Source organism: Nocardia sp. NPDC047038 (assembly GCF_040644075.1).
GTDB lineage: Bacteria > Actinomycetota > Actinomycetes > Mycobacteriales > Mycobacteriaceae > Nocardia > Nocardia sichangensis.
This window is the reverse complement of record NZ_JBEYVQ010000003.1, coordinates 276,871-291,828: the sequence shown is the minus strand read 5'-3', so window position 1 is coordinate 291,828 and position 14,958 is coordinate 276,871. Positions and strand designations below refer to the sequence as shown.

Sequence of the window (14,958 nt, the reverse complement as noted above, 5' to 3'; positions counted from 1 at the left end):
CCTCAGCCAGGTGCGGTCGGAATGGCAGCCGTGGAAACTGAGCGAAGCCGGTACCGAAATACGCACGCGCAACGGCGAATTCGTTTCCCTGATCGATCAAACGGTGACGCAGATCCGGGCAGCGGGCGCGCATTGGAGCGGTGACGCCTATTACGCCGCGTACGACCGCATCGCAGGCGACCGCGACACGGCGAACAAGGTGGCGTTGGATACCGAGACGCTCGCCCAGACATTGATCGACAGTGGTACCAGCCTTGTCGGATTCCGCCAAACGTTGCTGGACAAGGTCGATGAGGCCGTCGCGGCCGGATTCACCGTCTCCGAGGACTGGCAGGTCACTCCCGGGCCGGGCGCCTCGGACGAGGACGGTGATGCGCAGTTCACCTACCAGACCGCCATCACCACCGCCATGAACGAACTGCTCGGCACCCAGACGGACGTCGCGGCGAAGATCGAGCAGGCGAGCGGTGACGTCAGCACCCGAGCCGCTCAACTCGGCGACGGCGACCCCCTCGACAGCGACAAGTCCGCCGACGGGACGGACCCGGCTCTCGCGTTGTTCAGCAACCCGTCGGACGCGGATCAATCAGACCAGAAGGACGACTCGGCTTCCACCGCGCCCGCGGGTACGCCGCAGGCCAGCCCGATCGCGGCCGCGCAGTCCGCCGCCGAAGACAAATCCGACCAGTCCGGGAAGCAGGACGGCGCCGATCAGTCCGGGAAACAAGATCAATCCGGAAAACAGGATACCGCCGACCAGTCCGGGAAACAGGATGACAAGACCGATTCGAGCGGTAAGGGCAAGGACGAGTCCAAAACGGACCAACCCACCCAGACGCCCGCGTCCACCGGTGCGGCCAGCGATCCCAATTCGTGGAAGCCGTCGGACGTGACGAGTTTGATCAGCTCGGTCAGCCAGATCACCGGCAATGTGCCCACGCTGATCGAATCCATCGGCAAACTCGACGACGATCTCGACGACATCATCAAAGCAGGCGGGGAGGCCGGAAAGGGTCTGATCGAGGCCGCCGGTACCAGCGCCGAGAAGTTCGCGAACGCCGTCGACACGATCGCCGGAACGCACCAAACGGACGGCACGCACACGGACTCACCGTCCACGGGTGACCCCGCCGGAACCGGGACCCCGAAGCAGGACCCCGCGGCCACCGATCCCACGACCGGACAACCCGCAGCCACCGATCCGAACGCGAAAACGGGCGATCCGAACGCGAAGTCCACCGATTCGAAGACCGACCATCCGGCAGGCACCGAGAACAGCAAGACGGATAAACCGAATTCGTCGCAACACGCGGAAACCAAGCAGGACCCACCGGCGTCCGTCCGGCAGGCGAGTTACACCAATGCCGACTCCGGCGGTCCGAGCACTGCTCCCGCGTCCGCGTCCGTTTCCCCGTCCACCGCACCCGCGAGCACCGGACTGCTCGGAGGAATGTCAGCGGCGAATCGTGAATCGGATTCGGAGCACACGCGCCGAGTGCAATCCACGCCGACGCCGCTGTTCGAGACCCCGCCTCTAGACGAATAGCCGAGGCCCGAATATCCGAAGGCCCTGGGCGGTGGTCACCGCCCAGGGCCTTCGCTTTGCGTATGCGGCACGTCCGCGGATGCGGCACCCGCCTCGAGATCAGCCGAAGCGACCGGAGATGTAGTCCTCCGTGGCCTTCTGCGACGGGTTGGAGAAGATCTTCTCGGTGTCGTCGATCTCGATCAGCTTGCCCGGCTTGCCCTGGGCCTCCAGGTTGAAGAAACCGGTCTGGTCACTCACGCGCGCGGCCTGCTGCATGTTGTGGGTGACGATGACGATGGTGAATTCCTTCTTCAACTCGGTGATCAAATCCTCGATCGCCAGGGTCGAGATCGGGTCGAGCGCCGAACAGGGCTCGTCCATCAGCAGCACGTCGGGCGAAACCGCGATGGCGCGCGCGATGCACAGACGCTGCTGCTGACCGCCGGAGAGGCCGCCGCCCGGCTTGTCCAGGCGGTCCTTCACCTCGTTCCACAGGTTGGCGCCGCGCAGCGAGCGCTCGGCGACCTCGTCGAGTTCCTTCTTGTTGCGCACGCCCTGCAGCTTCAGACCCGCGACCACGTTGTCCTTGATGGACATCGTGGGGAACGGGTTGGGCCGCTGGAAGACCATGCCGATCGTGCGGCGCACACCCACCGGGTCGACCTGCGTGCCGTAGATGTCCTCGCCGTCCAGCAACACCGCGCCCTCGACCCTGGCATTCGGGGTTACCTCGTGCATGCGGTTGAGCGAACGCAGCACGGTGGACTTGCCACAGCCGGAGGGACCGATGAAGGCGGTCACGCTGCGCGGCAGCACGGTCAGCGAGACATCCGACACGGCGTGGAACTTGCCGTAGTAGATGTTCAGATCTTTGACGTCGATCCGCTTGGCCATTTTCGGTAATCCGTTCCGCTTCTATCGGTTCCGGGTGAGCAGGCGGTTGAGGACCGCAGCCGCCAGGTACAGGAGGGCGATGATGATGATCAGGGTCAGAGCCGCGCCCCAGACCCGCTCGCGTCCGGCAGCTTCGGGGTTGGCCAGCTCCTGGTAGATCAACAGCGGCAGCGACGCCATGTTGCCGTCGAAGATGTTCATGTTGATCGACTTGCTGTAGCCGACCAGCACCAGCACGGGAGCGGTCTCGCCCATCACCCTGGCGATGGCCAGCAGGATGCCGCTGATCATGCCGGGCAGCGCGGTGGGCACCACGATCCGCACGATGGTCTTCCACTTCGGGATGCCCAGCGCGTAGGAGGCTTCACGCAGTTCGTCCGGCACCAGTTTCAGCATTTCCTCGGTACTGCGGACGACCACGGGCAACATCAGCAGCACCAACGCCAGCGACACCGCCAGCGAACTCTGCGGGAATCCGAGCGTCGCGATCCACAGCGCGAAGATGAACAGCGCCGCGACGATCGACGGCACACCGGCCAGGATGTCGACCATGAAGGTGGTGACCTTGGCCAGCAAGCCGCGGCCGTACTCGACCAGATACACCGCGGCCATGATGCCGAGCGGCACGGCGATCACCGTCGCGACCAGCGACTGCACGATCGTGCCGTAGATGGCGTGATAGACGCCGCCCGCGACCTGATTGGGCAGCACGCCCTTCAGCGAGTTCTGCCACCAGTCCACCCGGACCACCGCGGCCAAGCCCTTGCTGATCACCATGATCAGGACCCAGGCCAGCGGTACCAGCGCGACCGCGAACGCCAGCCACACCAAGCCGGTCGCGACGTTGTTGCGCACCTTGCGCGCCAGGCTCACATCGCGGAAGGTGGGCGGCTTGATCGGCCGGTCCAGAGTCGAGGAGGTCATCACCCGTTCACCCTTCCGCCCGCGGCCAGTCGAGCGAGCGCGTTCACGACGAAGGTCAGCGCGAACAGCACGAAGCCTGCCGCGATGTACGCACCGGTCGGCAGCGGGGCACTGAACTCCGCGGCGGCCGAGGCGATTTTGGAGGCGAAGGTGTAGCCGCCGTCGAACACCGACCAGTGTCCCGGCTGCGCGGCCGTCTTCAGCACGATCAACACGGCGATGGTCTCACCGAGCGCGCGGCCGAGGCCGAGCATCGCGCCGGCGATCATGCCGCTGCGCCCGTAGGGCAGCACCGTCATCCGCACGACTTCCCACTTCGTCGCGCCGAGCGCCTGCGCCGCCTCGATGTGCGCACGGGGGGTGAGGTTGAACACCTCACGGCTGACCGACGTGATGATCGGCAGGATCATCACCGCGAGCACGACGCCCGCGGTGAAGATCGTGCCGCCGCTGGCCAGCGGGATGTTGCCGTCATCGAAGAGGAACAGCCATCCCAGGTTGTCGTTCAAGAAGTTCTGGATCGGCTCCAGTTGCGGAGCGAGAACCAGGATTCCCCACAGACCGAACACGATCGAGGGCACCGCCGCGAGCAGATCGACGAGCACCGAGAACGGCCGTGCCAGCGTCTTCGGCGCGTAGTGCGTCAGAAACAGCGCGATGCCGATGCCGATCGGAACGGCGATCACCAAGGCGAAGACCGAACTGAGCACCGTCACCATGAACAGATCCCGGATGCCGAACCGTAAGTGGTTGGCGTCCGAGGTGTTGAACTCTGTGCTGGTGAAGAAGTTCGCCTCGTTCGCCAGCACCGACGGCACCGCCCGGATGAGCAGGAACAGCGCGATCAACGCGATGGACGCGACGATGATCGCACCGGCCGTCGTCGCCAGCGAGCGGAAGATGATCTCCGCCCGCGGGCTGTGCTGGCGACGGCTCTTCGCGGTCGGTTCGGTGCTCGGCTTGCTCGGCATGAGCGCAGTATCTCCGCCTGCTCGCTGGTCGGTCGAATCAGACGGACCAGCGGCGGCAACCTCGTCGTGCACGGTCATGTGGGACTGCTATCAGGAGATGGCGTTGATGGCGGTGGTCAGCTTGGTCTTGAACTGTTCCGGGATCGGGATGTACCCGGCCTCGTCCAAGCCCTGCTGGCCGTTGGTGACCGCCGAGGTGAGGAAGGCTTTGACCGCCTTCGACGTGTCGGCGTCGGAGTACTTCGAGCACACGATCTCGTAGGTCGGCATCACGATCGGGTACGCGCCCGCCACCGACGGCTTGTAGAACGAGGAGGTGTCGATGACCAGGTCGTTGCCCTGGCCGGAGACCTTAGCGGACTCGATCGCCTTGCCCGCCGAGGCGACGCTCAGCGTCACCGGGTCCTTGCTCGCCGAGGTAATGATCCGCGCGATCGACAGGTTCTGCGCCTTCGCGAACGACCACTCGTTGTAGGTGATCGAGTTCTTGGTGCTCTTCACCGCGGCCGAGGTGCCCTCGTTGCCCTTCGAGCCCGCGCCGACGCCGCCGTTGAAGGCCTTGCCCGCGCCCTTGCCCCAGGCGCCGTCGGAGGCGGAGTCCAGGTAGAGCTGGAAGTTGTCGGTGGTGCCCGACTCGTCGCTGCGGAAGATCACGGCGATCGGCTCGGACGGCAGCTTGGCGTTCGGGTTCAGCGCCTTGATCTCGGGCGCGTCCCAGGTGGTGACGGTGCCGTTGAAGATCTTGGCGGCGGTCGGGCCGTCCAGCGCGAGATCGGTCACGCCGTCGATGTTGTAGGTGATCGCGACCGGGCCGAACACGGTCGGCAGGTTCCACGCGGGCGAGGCGCAGCGGTCGGCGGCCTTCTTCGGCTCGTCCTTCTTCGCGCTCAGCGGGGAGTCGGAGCCACCGAAATCGGTCTGGCCACCGAGGAACTCGCTCACACCGGCGCCCGAGCCGCTCGAGGTGTAGTTGAGCGTGGCTCCGTCGCAGTTCTTCTCGTACGCGGCGATGAAGCGCTCCATCGCGTTCTTCTGCGCCGAAGAGCCGCTGGCCTTGAGGGCCTTCTTGCCGCCGCAGGCGACGTCGACCTTGGCCACGTTGCCCGAATCGGCCGAGGTGTTGTCGTCGCTGCCACAGGCGGCCAGCGCCATGGCGCCGACGGCCAGCACACCAACGAGGGCGCTGCTGCGCTTCAGATTCACTATTCCTCCGGAATGGCGTCCTACTCGTCCGGTCCCTCACCGGCCCGGACGAGTGTTGTGGTGCTGTTCGCGGGGAACTTGCGCACCAGGCAGCAGTGTGCTGCCCTCACTCAACCTAAGGTCATGTGGTTGACAGTTGGACCGACCTGAGTGAACGGAGAGTGAACAGCCCGGCGCGATTGCACCTGGTAGATGTGACGTTTGCCGCAGTTTTACTGGCGCGCACCCATTCTGCCGCCTGTTATTCAACCTCCGCCGCCGCGTAGGCGACGTCGACATGTGCCGGAGCGAATCCGAGACGGGTATAAGTGCGCACCGCGGCGACATTGTCGGCCTCGGTGTAGAGCAGAACTTCGGCCAGCCCGCGCTCCCGCAGGTGATGCAAACCGGTCAAGGTGAGCAGCCGGCCGAGTCCGCGCCCTTGCGCCGCCGGATCGATGCCGACCACGTAGACCTCGCCGAGCGGCGGTTGCTCCGCGTGATGCACCTTGGTCCAGTGGAATCCCAGCAGACGATCAGGGGCCGCGGTGTCGAATGCCAGGAATAGGCCCGCCGGGTCGAACCACGACTCGGCACGGCGGATCTCGATGTCGCGCCGGGTCCACGCGCCCTGTTCCGGGTGCCAGGCGAAGGCGGCGCCGTTCACTCGCAGCAATTCCGCGTCGTCGGCGGGACCGGCGTAGGTGCGCAGCCCGATGCCGTCCGGCACGGCCAATTCCGGTAGCTCGAGAGTTGCCAGAGACCGGCGCATCTGCCACAACTCCCGCGCGGTCCGCAGCCCGAGCCGCGCTGCGACGGCTTTGGCCGCCGGCCGGTCGCCGTGCGCCCAGACCCGTGCGCCCGGACCGCCCGCGGCCAGCGCTGCCGTGACCAGAATGGTACCGACGCCGTGACCGCGCCGAGCCGGGTCGACCGCGACCTCGGCCATAGCAGGGTGTTCGCCGTGGGCCGGAACGAGATTCGCGTAGCCGACGACGGCGCCTGCGCGCCGCGCGAGCAGATGGCGCGCTCCGGTATCCGCGCCCGAAGTCAGCGACAACACGGCCTGTTCCGAGACCGGGGCGACACCGTCGGCCTCGGTGGCGCGCGCGAGCAGATCGGCGACCGCCCGCGCGTCGCCCGCGTCGGGGCGGTCGGTCCACTGTGTCGTCGCGCCGCTCATCGGCCTCCGTTCATCTAGCCTGCGGACCCCGCATGGAGTCCACTCCTGGCAACGTCATAGCGGCAGGTGGCATTTCGGCCCCGCCGAAGCGATGCGGGCACAGTCCGCCGACGATTACTGCACGGAGCCGTTGACCGGCGTGAGCGGTGAATCGTCGGTGCCCTCGTTGTCGTCGTCCGGAAAGCTCACCGGCTCCCCCTTGACCGCCGTGCGCGAGGGGCGCACGGCCTTGTAGCCGACATTGCGCACCGTGCCGATCAGCGACTCGTATTCGGTGCCGAGCTTGGCGCGCAACCGTCGCACGTGCACGTCCACGGTGCGCGTGCCGCCGAAGAAGTCGTAGCCCCAGACCTCTTGCAGCAGCTGCGCGCGGGTGAACACCCGGCCCGCGTGCTGCGCCAGATACTTCAGCAGCTCGAACTCCTTGTAGGTGAGATCGAGCGGGCGGCCACGCAGACGCGCCGTATAAGTGCCCTCGTCGATCACCAGCTCACCGAGGGTGATCTTGCCGGTGTTCTCCGGGCTGGCCACGCCGCCGTTGCGGCCGACCAGCAGCCGCAGCCTGGCGTCGAGCTCGGCGGGGCCGGTGCCGGGCAGCAGGATGTCGTCGAGTCCCCAGTCCGCGTTCACGGCGACCAGGCCGCCCTCGGTGAGCACCGCGACGACCGGCACCGAGGACCCGGTGCTGCCGAGCAAGCGGCACAGACCGCGGGCGGCGGCCAGGTCCGTCCTGGCGTCCACCAGCGCGACATCCGCCGTGCCTGCCTCGAGCAGCGAGGCCACCTCAGTGGGCGCAGGGCGCACGTTGTGCGCGAGCAACGCGAGCGAGGGCAACACCGACTCGGGGTTGGGGTCGGAGGTAAGCAGGAGCAGCTCCACGGGCCCTCCTCCCATCTCGTAGCCACGCGGATGCGGCAGCACCGCCGCGGCCACGTCGCTAATCACAGGTAATCGGATGCAAGATTAGCGCGTAACAAGGCATGACCACGCATTCCGGGTCGGCGAGCGCACCGAAGGACACTCGGGAGCCCCGCCCGGGCCAACCGATATGGTGCGTACATGGGTTACGTATCGGGCATGCCCGCCGCCGGCGAGGCCCCCGAGGCGGTAGCCGAACGCGCGCCGCGCGGCTCCCGGCCGCCGCGGCCCGAGACCCGGAGAGACGGGGGAGCATGCGCAAGCTGATCATCGGCCTGCTGTGTCTGGCTGGGTTCGCCGTCGTCGTCGACTTCAGTACCGCGGCCTATTCGGAGTATCGCGTGTCCCGAGCGCTGCGCGACGGCGCCGATCTCACCGCCGATCCCGAAGTGACGATCCACGGTTTCCCCTTCCTCGGCCAGGCCTGGGACAGCCGCTACGACCACGTGGAGATCCGGGCCCGCGCGAAGCGACTGGACATTCCGGGGGAGATCGCGCTCGAGGCGACGCTGACCGGGGTGCGGCTGCCGGTCGGCGAACTCGTCGACGGCAGCCTGCGCGGCGTCCCGGTGGAGCGCGTGGACAGCCGGTTGCGAGTGGAGCCGACCGAACTCGGCAGGCTGTTCGCCATTCCCGATCTGCAGGTGCACTCGCGGCCTGCCGACAAGTCCGACGGGACCGGCGGATCGGGCGGTTCCGGCATGACCACCACGGGCGCACTGGTGCTCACCGGAACCATGCCGGAGACGCCCGGCGCGCAGTACGGCGGTGAAAAAGTCAGCGTGCAGGCCGATCTGCTCCTCGACGGCGATCAGGTGAAGATCGTGGCGACCGGGTTCTACCGCGGCCCGCCCGGCACCGAGACCATGCCTGTGGCGGTGATCACCGAGGCCGATCGCCCGGCGGTCCTCGCCCGCTTCACCCGTACCATCGACACCAAGGAGTTGCCGTTCGGTGTCCGGCCTACCAAGGTCTCCGCTCAGGGCGGTCAGATCGTCGTGGAGGGCAAGGGCGTGAACGTCACGATCGACCTCGACCGATTGCAGCGACCATGATCCAAGTCACCATCCTCGCAGTAGTACTGCTCGCCGCGCTGGCGGTGGGCGTCCTGCTGCGCCGGCGCGACGGCAAGATCCGCGCGGCCGACGGCATCGACCTGTCCCACACCGCCCGCGCGGAACTGCTGGCGTCCGTCGGCGTGACCGGCGCCGGTCCCGCGGTACTGCATTTCTCCGCCGAGTGGTGCGGACCGTGCTCCGCTGTTCGCCGGGTGGTTGCCAACGTCACAGGCCAGCTCGCGGGCTCACCGCAGCCGCCGCAGGACATCGAGGTGGACATCGACGCCGAGCCGGCGCTCGCCCGGGAGCTGAACGTGCTCTCGCTGCCCACCACGTTCGTCTTCGACATCGCGGGCAGGGAACGGTTCCGCATCTCCGGCGTGCCCAAGGCCACGGATCTGCACTCCGCGCTCGAGCCGCTGACCACGGCCGCCTGAGCTGCGACGACAAGCCCCCTGGACGGAAGTGATCCACCCCGGGTCCATATTCTCCCGCCGAATTGGGTAAACTGCTGACGTGCTTACCAACCACGAGCTGATGCTCACCCGACGCCGCACAGTGGATCTGTGTCGGCTCGGTGGTTGTTGCTGCCTGTGCCGCTGAGCGGTCGGCTTTTCCGGATTTCCTGACGCCGACCCCTGTCCGCCGCGCGAGCGATCTCACGATCCCCCGGCGAATTGGCAAATTTTCAGTCATCGGACTTATTCAGCGCAGGAGTACGCACAATGTCCACCGAGATCCGTAATACTTCCGAAGCGATCCCCGTTTCTTCCGACCGGGTCGACGTGCGCGGACCGCGATTCGCCGCATGGGTGACCACCGGCGTCCTCGTCGTGGTGCTGCTCGCCGCCGCGTTCTCGCCGGTCGCCGCGGGGGTGTTGATCGCCCTGCAAGCAGTCGTCTTCGCGGTCGGCGCCACCCTCGGCCCGCGCCGCCACCCCTACGGCCGGATCTACGCGGCCGTCGTCGCGCCGCGTCTCGCGCCGACCACCGAGACCGAGCCGACGGCCCCGCTGCGGTTCGCGCAGTTGCTCGGTTTCGTGTTCGCGGCCGTCAGCCTGCTGGGCTTCGCGCTCGGCTCCACGATCGTCGGCGCGGTGTTCGCCGGCTTCGCCTTGTTCGCGGCGTTCCTGAACGCGGCGTTCGGGCTCTGCCTGGGTTGCCGGATCTATCCGCTGGTAGCCCGCCTCCGCCGGACCCCGTCACCGGCATCGAACTGACCCTGCACGTCATCTCTGAAAGGAAAACAATGGCTCGCTCCGATGTCCTGGTCTCCGTTGACTGGGCCGAAGAGAACCTCAACGCCCCCGGCGTCGTGTTCGTCGAGGTCGACGAGGACACCTCCGCCTACGACGGTGGTCACATCGAGGGTGCCGTCCGGCTCGACTGGAAGAAGGACCTGCAGGATCAGGTTCGTCGCGACTTCGTGAACCAGGAGCAGTTCTCCGACCTGCTCTCGGCGCGCGGCATCTCGAACGACGACGAGGTCATCCTGTACGGCGGCAACAACAACTGGTTCGCCGCGTACGCCTACTGGTACTTCAAGCTGTACGGCCACAACAACGTCAAGCTGCTCGACGGCGGTCGCAAGAAGTGGGAACTCGACGGCCGTCCGCTGTCGACCGAGCCGGTGAACCGGCCCGCCACCCAGTACAAGGCGTCGGCGCCCGACCTGAACATCCGCGCCTTCCGTGACGAGGTCATCGCGGCCATCGGCACCAAGAACCTGGTCGACGTGCGTTCGCCCGACGAGTTCAGCGGCAAGATCCTGGCGCCCGCCCACCTCCCGCAGGAGCAGAGCCAGCGTCCCGGCCACATCCCCGGCGCCATCAACGTGCCGTGGAGCAAGGCCGCGAACGAGGACGGCACCTTCAAGTCCGACGCCGAGCTGACCGAGATCTACAAGGAAGCCGGCCTGGACGGCGAGAAGGAGACCATCGCGTACTGCCGGATCGGCGAGCGTTCCTCGCACACCTGGTTCGTGCTGCAGGAACTGCTGGGCCACCAGAACGTCAAGAACTACGACGGCAGCTGGACCGAGTACGGCTCGCTCGTCGGCGCTCCGATCGAGTTGGGAGAGTAATCCATATGTGTGCAGCACCTACCCAGGGCCAGGCAATCCCGGCCGGTGTCGACGTGGAGAAGGAAACGGTCATCACCGGCCGTGTCCTGAGCACCGACGGCCAGCCGGTGGGCGGGGCGTTCGTGCGCCTGCTCGACGGCAACGGTGATTTCACCGCCGAGGTCGTCGCGTCGGGCACCGGTGACTTCCGGTTCTTCGCGGCTCCCGGCTCGTGGACCGTCCGCGCGCTGTCCTCGGCGGGCAACGGCTCCGCCGAGGTGCGCCCCGAAGGCGCGGGCATCCACGCGGTGGACGTCGCGGTCGCCAAGTAAGACCTCGCAGTCGTCGAACGGCCCCGGTCGCTTTCCGCTCCGCGGAAGCACCGGGGCCGTTTGCGCGCCGCGAAAGCGGGGTCGTTAGACTCGAAACGTGGTCCTCTTCTTCGAGATTCTGCTGGTGGCCGTGGCCGTCCTGATCGGCTGGTTCGGCCTCTACGTCTTCTACCGGCTGTTCACCGAATCATGAGCGAACTCGCGAGCGAAGGTTCCAATCCGGCCGAGCGAGCGAGTGAACAACTGAACGGCAACGCTCCGGCTGATTCCGCCGGTCGCCGCAGCGGCGACCAGGCCGTAGCCGAGGCTGCCGAACGGGCGAAATCGACCGGTGCCCGCAACATCCCGGTCCTACCGGATCTTCCGCTGCCCGAGGACACGGCCAACTTGCGCCTCGGCCCGGACCTCAGCGCCTCGATGCTCGCGCTTCTCCCGCTGGTGGGCGTGTGGCGCGGCGAGGGGGAGGGCAACGATCCCGAGCGCGGGGACTACCACTTCGGCCAGCAGATCGTCGTCTCACACGACGGCGGCGACTATCTCGCCTGGGAATCCCGGTCCTGGGTCATCGAGGCCGACGGCGCCTACGGCGGCCCCGACTTGCGCGAGAGCGGCTTCTGGCGGGTCGGCATCGACGGCAACGACGAGGTCATCGAACTGCTGCTGTCACACAGCGGCGGCATCGTGGAGTTGTTCTACGGGCAAGCGCTGTCCCAGTCGTCGTGGGAACTGGCCACCGACGTGGTGATCCGCAGCCAGTCCGGCATCGTCGTGGGCGGCGCCAAACGCCTCTACGGCATCGTCGAGGGCGGCGACCTGGCCTACGTCGAAGAACGCGTGGTAGCCGACGGCCCCCTCCAACCCCGCCTCTCGGCCCGCCTCCAGCGCTACATCGGCTGAGAATTTCTCCTCGCCCAGCACGGCACCCCGCCGCGCTCGGCGCTGCCCAACGCAATCGCAGGCTGGCCGCAGCGGAACGCAGTACGTGGTCTGCTGCAACCCCTGACCGACTCCACCCCAACGCAACACCTGATCTCGCGAGCACATGGGTAACTCACCGGGAACGCCCAAAACCCACCCACATCCCCAACGCAGGCCCTGTGACCAACCCACACCCCACCCCACTGGTACGGCCTGAATACCCGGAGAGGCGGAACAGAACAGCCCCCGAGCCATACCGGTGCGATTGTGGTCGCACGGGTCCGGTCGGACGGACCGGGGCTCGGGGGCCGGGTGACTGCCTGGAATTCGCTAGCGCTCGCGCGGGCGAAATCCACCTGCAGCGGTGGCGCTAGCGGACAGCCACCTCACGTGTCCTATGAATAATCATTCTTCGAACCACCTCCTTCCTGTGTACGAACGAATCTAGCGATGCGTCAGTAGCTCGGCAACGGATTTTCTCGGTGGGCTGAATCGGCGCTGCCGCATGGCGTTCCGTGCCCCGCGAAGTCCGTCGTGACCTGCCCTGATGCGGATACTCGCAGCACCGCGTCGGCCCGATGGTCTTCCGGGAGCTGATGCGTGACGACGACCACGATCCGATCCGGTTCCACGAGACCGCTGTCGGCGTCCAACAGGTCGCGCAGCAGCTTCGCCCCGGCTTCGGCTTCCAAGTGCTCGGTCGGTTCGTCGAGCAGCAATACCCGCGCCGGTGACACCAGGGCGCGCGCGAGCAGGATCCGGCGACGCTGGCCACCCGACACGGCTGCCGCTCCCCCGACGAGATCGGTGTGCACACCCTGCGGAAGCCCGTCCAGCCAGTTCCCGAGACCGACCGTTCGCAAAGCTTCTTCGGCTTCTTCCGCGGTCAGATCACCGCGGGCGACCCGCAGATTCTCCAGCACGGAGGTGCCGAACAGGTGCGCGTCTTCGGCGAAGAAGGTGACGCCGGGGCGCGGCGTGTCGAACAACCCGGCCCACTTCATGAGCAGAGTCGTCTTGCCCGCGCCGCTTGGGCCGACCACCGCGATCCGTCGTCCGCAGGGCAGTTCCCGCACATGGGCGTCGATGGGAAGAGTCCGAGCGACGTTCGCCGCGTCCTCGGCATGTGGGGGGCGCGTGGTCTGCCGCGCCGACGGGCCGACCGACGCGCTCGTGGGCGAATCGGGGTCGAGTCCATCCAGGCGATGCAGGGCCGCGCGGGCCGTGGTCAGCGTCTGCGCCGCCGTGGGCAGCGGGCCGACCGCTTCGAAGGCCGACAAGGGCAAGAGGACCAGGACGACGAGCGCCATGGGCGTCATCGTGCCTGGCGAGCCGCCGTCCGGGCCGTAGAGGGTGATGCCGATCAGCAGCGCGCCGAGGACAGCCGCGCCGATGGACAGGGGTGTGGCAGCGGCCGACCAGGCGCTGCGCGCGGCCGCCCGATCTTCCGTGGCGACCGCACGGCGCGACGCTTGCCCGGCCGCGGTGAGGGCGGCATCCAGGCGTCCGGCTACGCGTAGTTCCGCGGCATGGTCGAGCACGGTGAGGGCCTGAGCGGTGAACTCCGCCCGGTCGGCCCGCACGGCGCGTTCCGCCTCGGACGCCGCCTTGGCCGACAACCACGGCGCGACGATGCCCGAGAGGACCAGCGCACCCGCCAGGATCGCGGCGGCGGCGGGCGAGATCGTGGCCAGCAGAGCGACGGCGGCGAGTGAGAGCACGAGGGCGACCGCGACCGGCACGAACGCGCGGACCACCACGGCACCCAAGTCGTCGATGTCGCTGCCGATCCGGACCAGAAGATCTCCGCGGCGCAGCGGCTTGCCCGACCGATCGCCGCCACTCGGCGACATCTCGGGTCGGCGCAGCCAGAGATCCGAACGAGCCAGCGTCCGGTACACCGTGGTTCGCGCTGTTGTCATAGCGCGCAGTGCGACGTCGTGCGTGGCGAGACGTTCCAGGTACCGGCACAAGCCACGGGAGATGCCGAGCGCGCGCACCGCCACCACGGCGATGCTCAGATCGAGCACCGGCGGCATCTGCCAGGCGCGCGCGATCAGCCAGGCCGCCAACGCGGCGAGCCCGAGCCCGCTGCCGAGCGCCAGCACGCCCCATCCGATCGCCACCGCGACCCGCCAACGGGACAATTCGAGCAGCGCCCACATTCGGCGCAGATCACCGGGCACCGTGGAACCGGTGGCACGCGGAACGGCCCGCGTCGCGCGTCCGCCGGTGTTCATCCCAGCACCTCCTCTCGCGAGGTGCGCAGGTCCGCGCGCACCTGCACGACATGGTCGGCGGCGGCCAGCACGGTCGGGCGGTGGCCGACGACGACGACCGTCGCGCCCATACGGGCCCTGGCTTGGAGTGCGGCCAGCACGGTGGCTTCGGCGGCGGCGTCGAGGTGCGCGGTCGGCTCGTCCAGCAGCAGGATCGGGCGATCGGTGGCCAGCACCCTGGTCAGCGCGAGGCGCTGGCGTTGACCGAGCGACAGGCCGACGCCGCCGGGGCCGACCACCGTGTTCCAGCGCTCGGGCAGGTCATCGAGCACGGCATCGAAACCAGTTGCCAGACAAGCGACTTCGAGATCATCGAGGACGCGCGCCGGGCCGTGTGCGGCGTGATCCACCGTCCGCGCGCCGAGCAATTCGAGGTTGTCGCGCAATGTGCCGGGAACCAGCACCGGCCGCTGCGGCAGCCAAGCCACACGCGCCCACCATTGGTCCTGGTCCAGTTCGCGGACGTCCACCCCGTCGACGGTCACGGCACCTCGGTCGGGTGTGATCAGGCCCAGAATCGCCTGTATCGCGGTCGATTTACCGCTTCCGTTGGGACCGGCGAGCACCGTGAGGGCACCGGGCCGCAAGATCGCCGACAGGCCCGCGGGAGCGAACCCGTCCCGCGCCCGGACCGACAGGTCGCGGAGTTCGACCGTGCCGGGGCACTCGGAGCTGCTGCGGCGAGCCGTCACCTCGGCTTCCTCCGGCA

15 protein-coding genes are annotated in these 14,958 nt (G+C 67.7%); 7 read left to right on the top strand and 8 right to left on the bottom strand.

Features of this window, described 5'->3' with window-relative positions:
- Positions 1-10: 10 nt before the first annotated feature.
- Positions 11-1,546 carry a hypothetical protein gene (locus ABZ824_RS14885; RefSeq protein ID WP_356963676.1) on the top strand — a complete coding sequence of 512 codons (1,536 nt, stop codon included), beginning with the start codon at positions 11-13 and terminating at the stop codon, positions 1,544-1,546.
- Positions 1,547-1,645: 99 nt separating this feature from the next.
- Here ABZ824_RS14885 and pstB read toward each other — a convergent pair whose 3' ends face one another.
- From pstB to ABZ824_RS14855, 6 genes are all read right to left on the bottom strand, one after another.
- Entirely contained in the window at positions 1,646-2,422 is a 777-nt protein-coding gene (gene pstB, locus ABZ824_RS14880; protein WP_039795034.1) for a phosphate ABC transporter ATP-binding protein PstB, read from the bottom strand.
- A 21-nt stretch (positions 2,423-2,443) separates the two neighbouring features.
- A complete protein-coding gene (gene pstA / locus ABZ824_RS14875) occupies positions 2,444-3,346 on the bottom strand; it encodes a phosphate ABC transporter permease PstA (RefSeq protein ID WP_356963675.1) in 903 nt (300 codons plus the stop codon).
- Positions 3,346-4,317: a phosphate ABC transporter permease subunit PstC gene (gene pstC / locus ABZ824_RS14870; protein ID WP_355076991.1), complete on the bottom strand. Its 972-nt coding sequence runs from the start codon at positions 4,315-4,317 to the stop codon at positions 3,346-3,348. The genes pstA and pstC overlap by 1 nt, the downstream gene beginning before the upstream one ends.
- Before the next feature lie 90 nt (positions 4,318-4,407).
- The gene (pstS, locus tag ABZ824_RS14865; protein WP_355076989.1) at positions 4,408-5,520 is read right to left on the bottom strand and encodes a phosphate ABC transporter substrate-binding protein PstS; all 1,113 of its coding nucleotides are present in this window, start codon (positions 5,518-5,520) and stop codon (positions 4,408-4,410) included.
- 241 nt (positions 5,521-5,761) lie between these two features.
- Positions 5,762-6,682, bottom strand: a complete 921-nt coding sequence (mshD, locus tag ABZ824_RS14860; RefSeq protein WP_356963674.1) for a mycothiol synthase — start codon at positions 6,680-6,682, stop codon at positions 5,762-5,764.
- A gap of 114 nt (positions 6,683-6,796) precedes the next feature.
- Positions 6,797-7,561 (bottom strand): response regulator transcription factor, encoded by a 765-nt coding sequence (locus ABZ824_RS14855; protein WP_356963673.1) that lies wholly within the window; start codon positions 7,559-7,561, stop codon positions 6,797-6,799.
- 293 nt (positions 7,562-7,854) lie between these two features.
- Here ABZ824_RS14855 and ABZ824_RS14850 point away from each other — a divergent pair, with 293 nt between their 5' ends.
- The 6 genes from ABZ824_RS14850 (at position 7,855) to ABZ824_RS14825 (ending at position 11,949) form a co-directional block, all read left to right on the top strand.
- A complete protein-coding gene (locus ABZ824_RS14850; protein WP_355076984.1) occupies positions 7,855-8,655 on the top strand; it encodes an LmeA family phospholipid-binding protein in 801 nt (266 codons plus the stop codon).
- Positions 8,652-9,095: a thioredoxin family protein gene (locus tag ABZ824_RS14845; protein WP_356963672.1), complete on the top strand. Its 444-nt coding sequence runs from the start codon at positions 8,652-8,654 to the stop codon at positions 9,093-9,095. Before ABZ824_RS14850 ends, ABZ824_RS14845 begins: the two co-directional genes overlap by 4 nt.
- Before the next feature lie 288 nt (positions 9,096-9,383).
- A complete protein-coding gene (locus ABZ824_RS14840) occupies positions 9,384-9,878 on the top strand; it encodes a DUF4395 domain-containing protein (RefSeq protein WP_356963671.1) in 495 nt (164 codons plus the stop codon).
- A gap of 29 nt (positions 9,879-9,907) precedes the next feature.
- Complete coding sequence (locus ABZ824_RS14835; RefSeq protein ID WP_356963670.1) at positions 9,908-10,741, top strand: sulfurtransferase; 834 nt, start codon at positions 9,908-9,910, stop codon at positions 10,739-10,741.
- A gap of 5 nt (positions 10,742-10,746) precedes the next feature.
- The gene (locus tag ABZ824_RS14830) at positions 10,747-11,052 is read left to right on the top strand and encodes a DUF1416 domain-containing protein (protein ID WP_063023277.1); all 306 of its coding nucleotides are present in this window, start codon (positions 10,747-10,749) and stop codon (positions 11,050-11,052) included.
- Positions 11,053-11,241: 189 nt separating this feature from the next.
- On the top strand, positions 11,242-11,949 hold the full coding sequence (locus tag ABZ824_RS14825) for an FABP family protein (RefSeq protein ID WP_355076977.1): 708 nt from the start codon (positions 11,242-11,244) through the stop codon (positions 11,947-11,949).
- Positions 11,950-12,425: 476 nt separating this feature from the next.
- Here ABZ824_RS14825 and cydC read toward each other — a convergent pair whose 3' ends face one another.
- Both cydC and ABZ824_RS14815 read right to left on the bottom strand, forming a co-directional pair.
- Entirely contained in the window at positions 12,426-14,135 is a 1,710-nt protein-coding gene (gene cydC / locus ABZ824_RS14820) for a thiol reductant ABC exporter subunit CydC (protein ID WP_356963895.1), read from the bottom strand.
- A 71-nt stretch (positions 14,136-14,206) separates the two neighbouring features.
- Positions 14,207-14,958 (bottom strand): ATP-binding cassette domain-containing protein (locus tag ABZ824_RS14815; RefSeq protein WP_356963669.1); only part of this gene is annotated, 752 nt, incomplete at its 5' end.

Coding starts and splice junctions, on each gene's coding strand:
- mshD (WP_356963674.1), bottom strand. CDS start 6,682: ATGAGCGGCGCGACGACACAGTGGACCGACCGCCCCGACGCGGGCGAC.
- ABZ824_RS14830 (WP_063023277.1), top strand. CDS start 10,747: ATGTGTGCAGCACCTACCCAGGGCCAGGCAATCCCGGCCGGTGTCGAC.
- cydC (WP_356963895.1), bottom strand. CDS start 14,135: ATGTGGGCGCTGCTCGAATTGTCCCGTTGGCGGGTCGCGGTGGCGATC.
- pstC (WP_355076991.1), bottom strand. CDS start 4,317: ATGCCGAGCAAGCCGAGCACCGAACCGACCGCGAAGAGCCGTCGCCAG.
- ABZ824_RS14850 (WP_355076984.1), top strand. CDS start 7,855: ATGCGCAAGCTGATCATCGGCCTGCTGTGTCTGGCTGGGTTCGCCGTC.
- pstA (WP_356963675.1), bottom strand. CDS start 3,346: ATGACCTCCTCGACTCTGGACCGGCCGATCAAGCCGCCCACCTTCCGC.
- ABZ824_RS14840 (WP_356963671.1), top strand. CDS start 9,384: ATGTCCACCGAGATCCGTAATACTTCCGAAGCGATCCCCGTTTCTTCC.
- ABZ824_RS14845 (WP_356963672.1), top strand. CDS start 8,652: ATGATCCAAGTCACCATCCTCGCAGTAGTACTGCTCGCCGCGCTGGCG.
- ABZ824_RS14825 (WP_355076977.1), top strand. CDS start 11,242: ATGAGCGAACTCGCGAGCGAAGGTTCCAATCCGGCCGAGCGAGCGAGT.
- ABZ824_RS14835 (WP_356963670.1), top strand. CDS start 9,908: ATGGCTCGCTCCGATGTCCTGGTCTCCGTTGACTGGGCCGAAGAGAAC.
- pstB (WP_039795034.1), bottom strand. CDS start 2,422: ATGGCCAAGCGGATCGACGTCAAAGATCTGAACATCTACTACGGCAAG.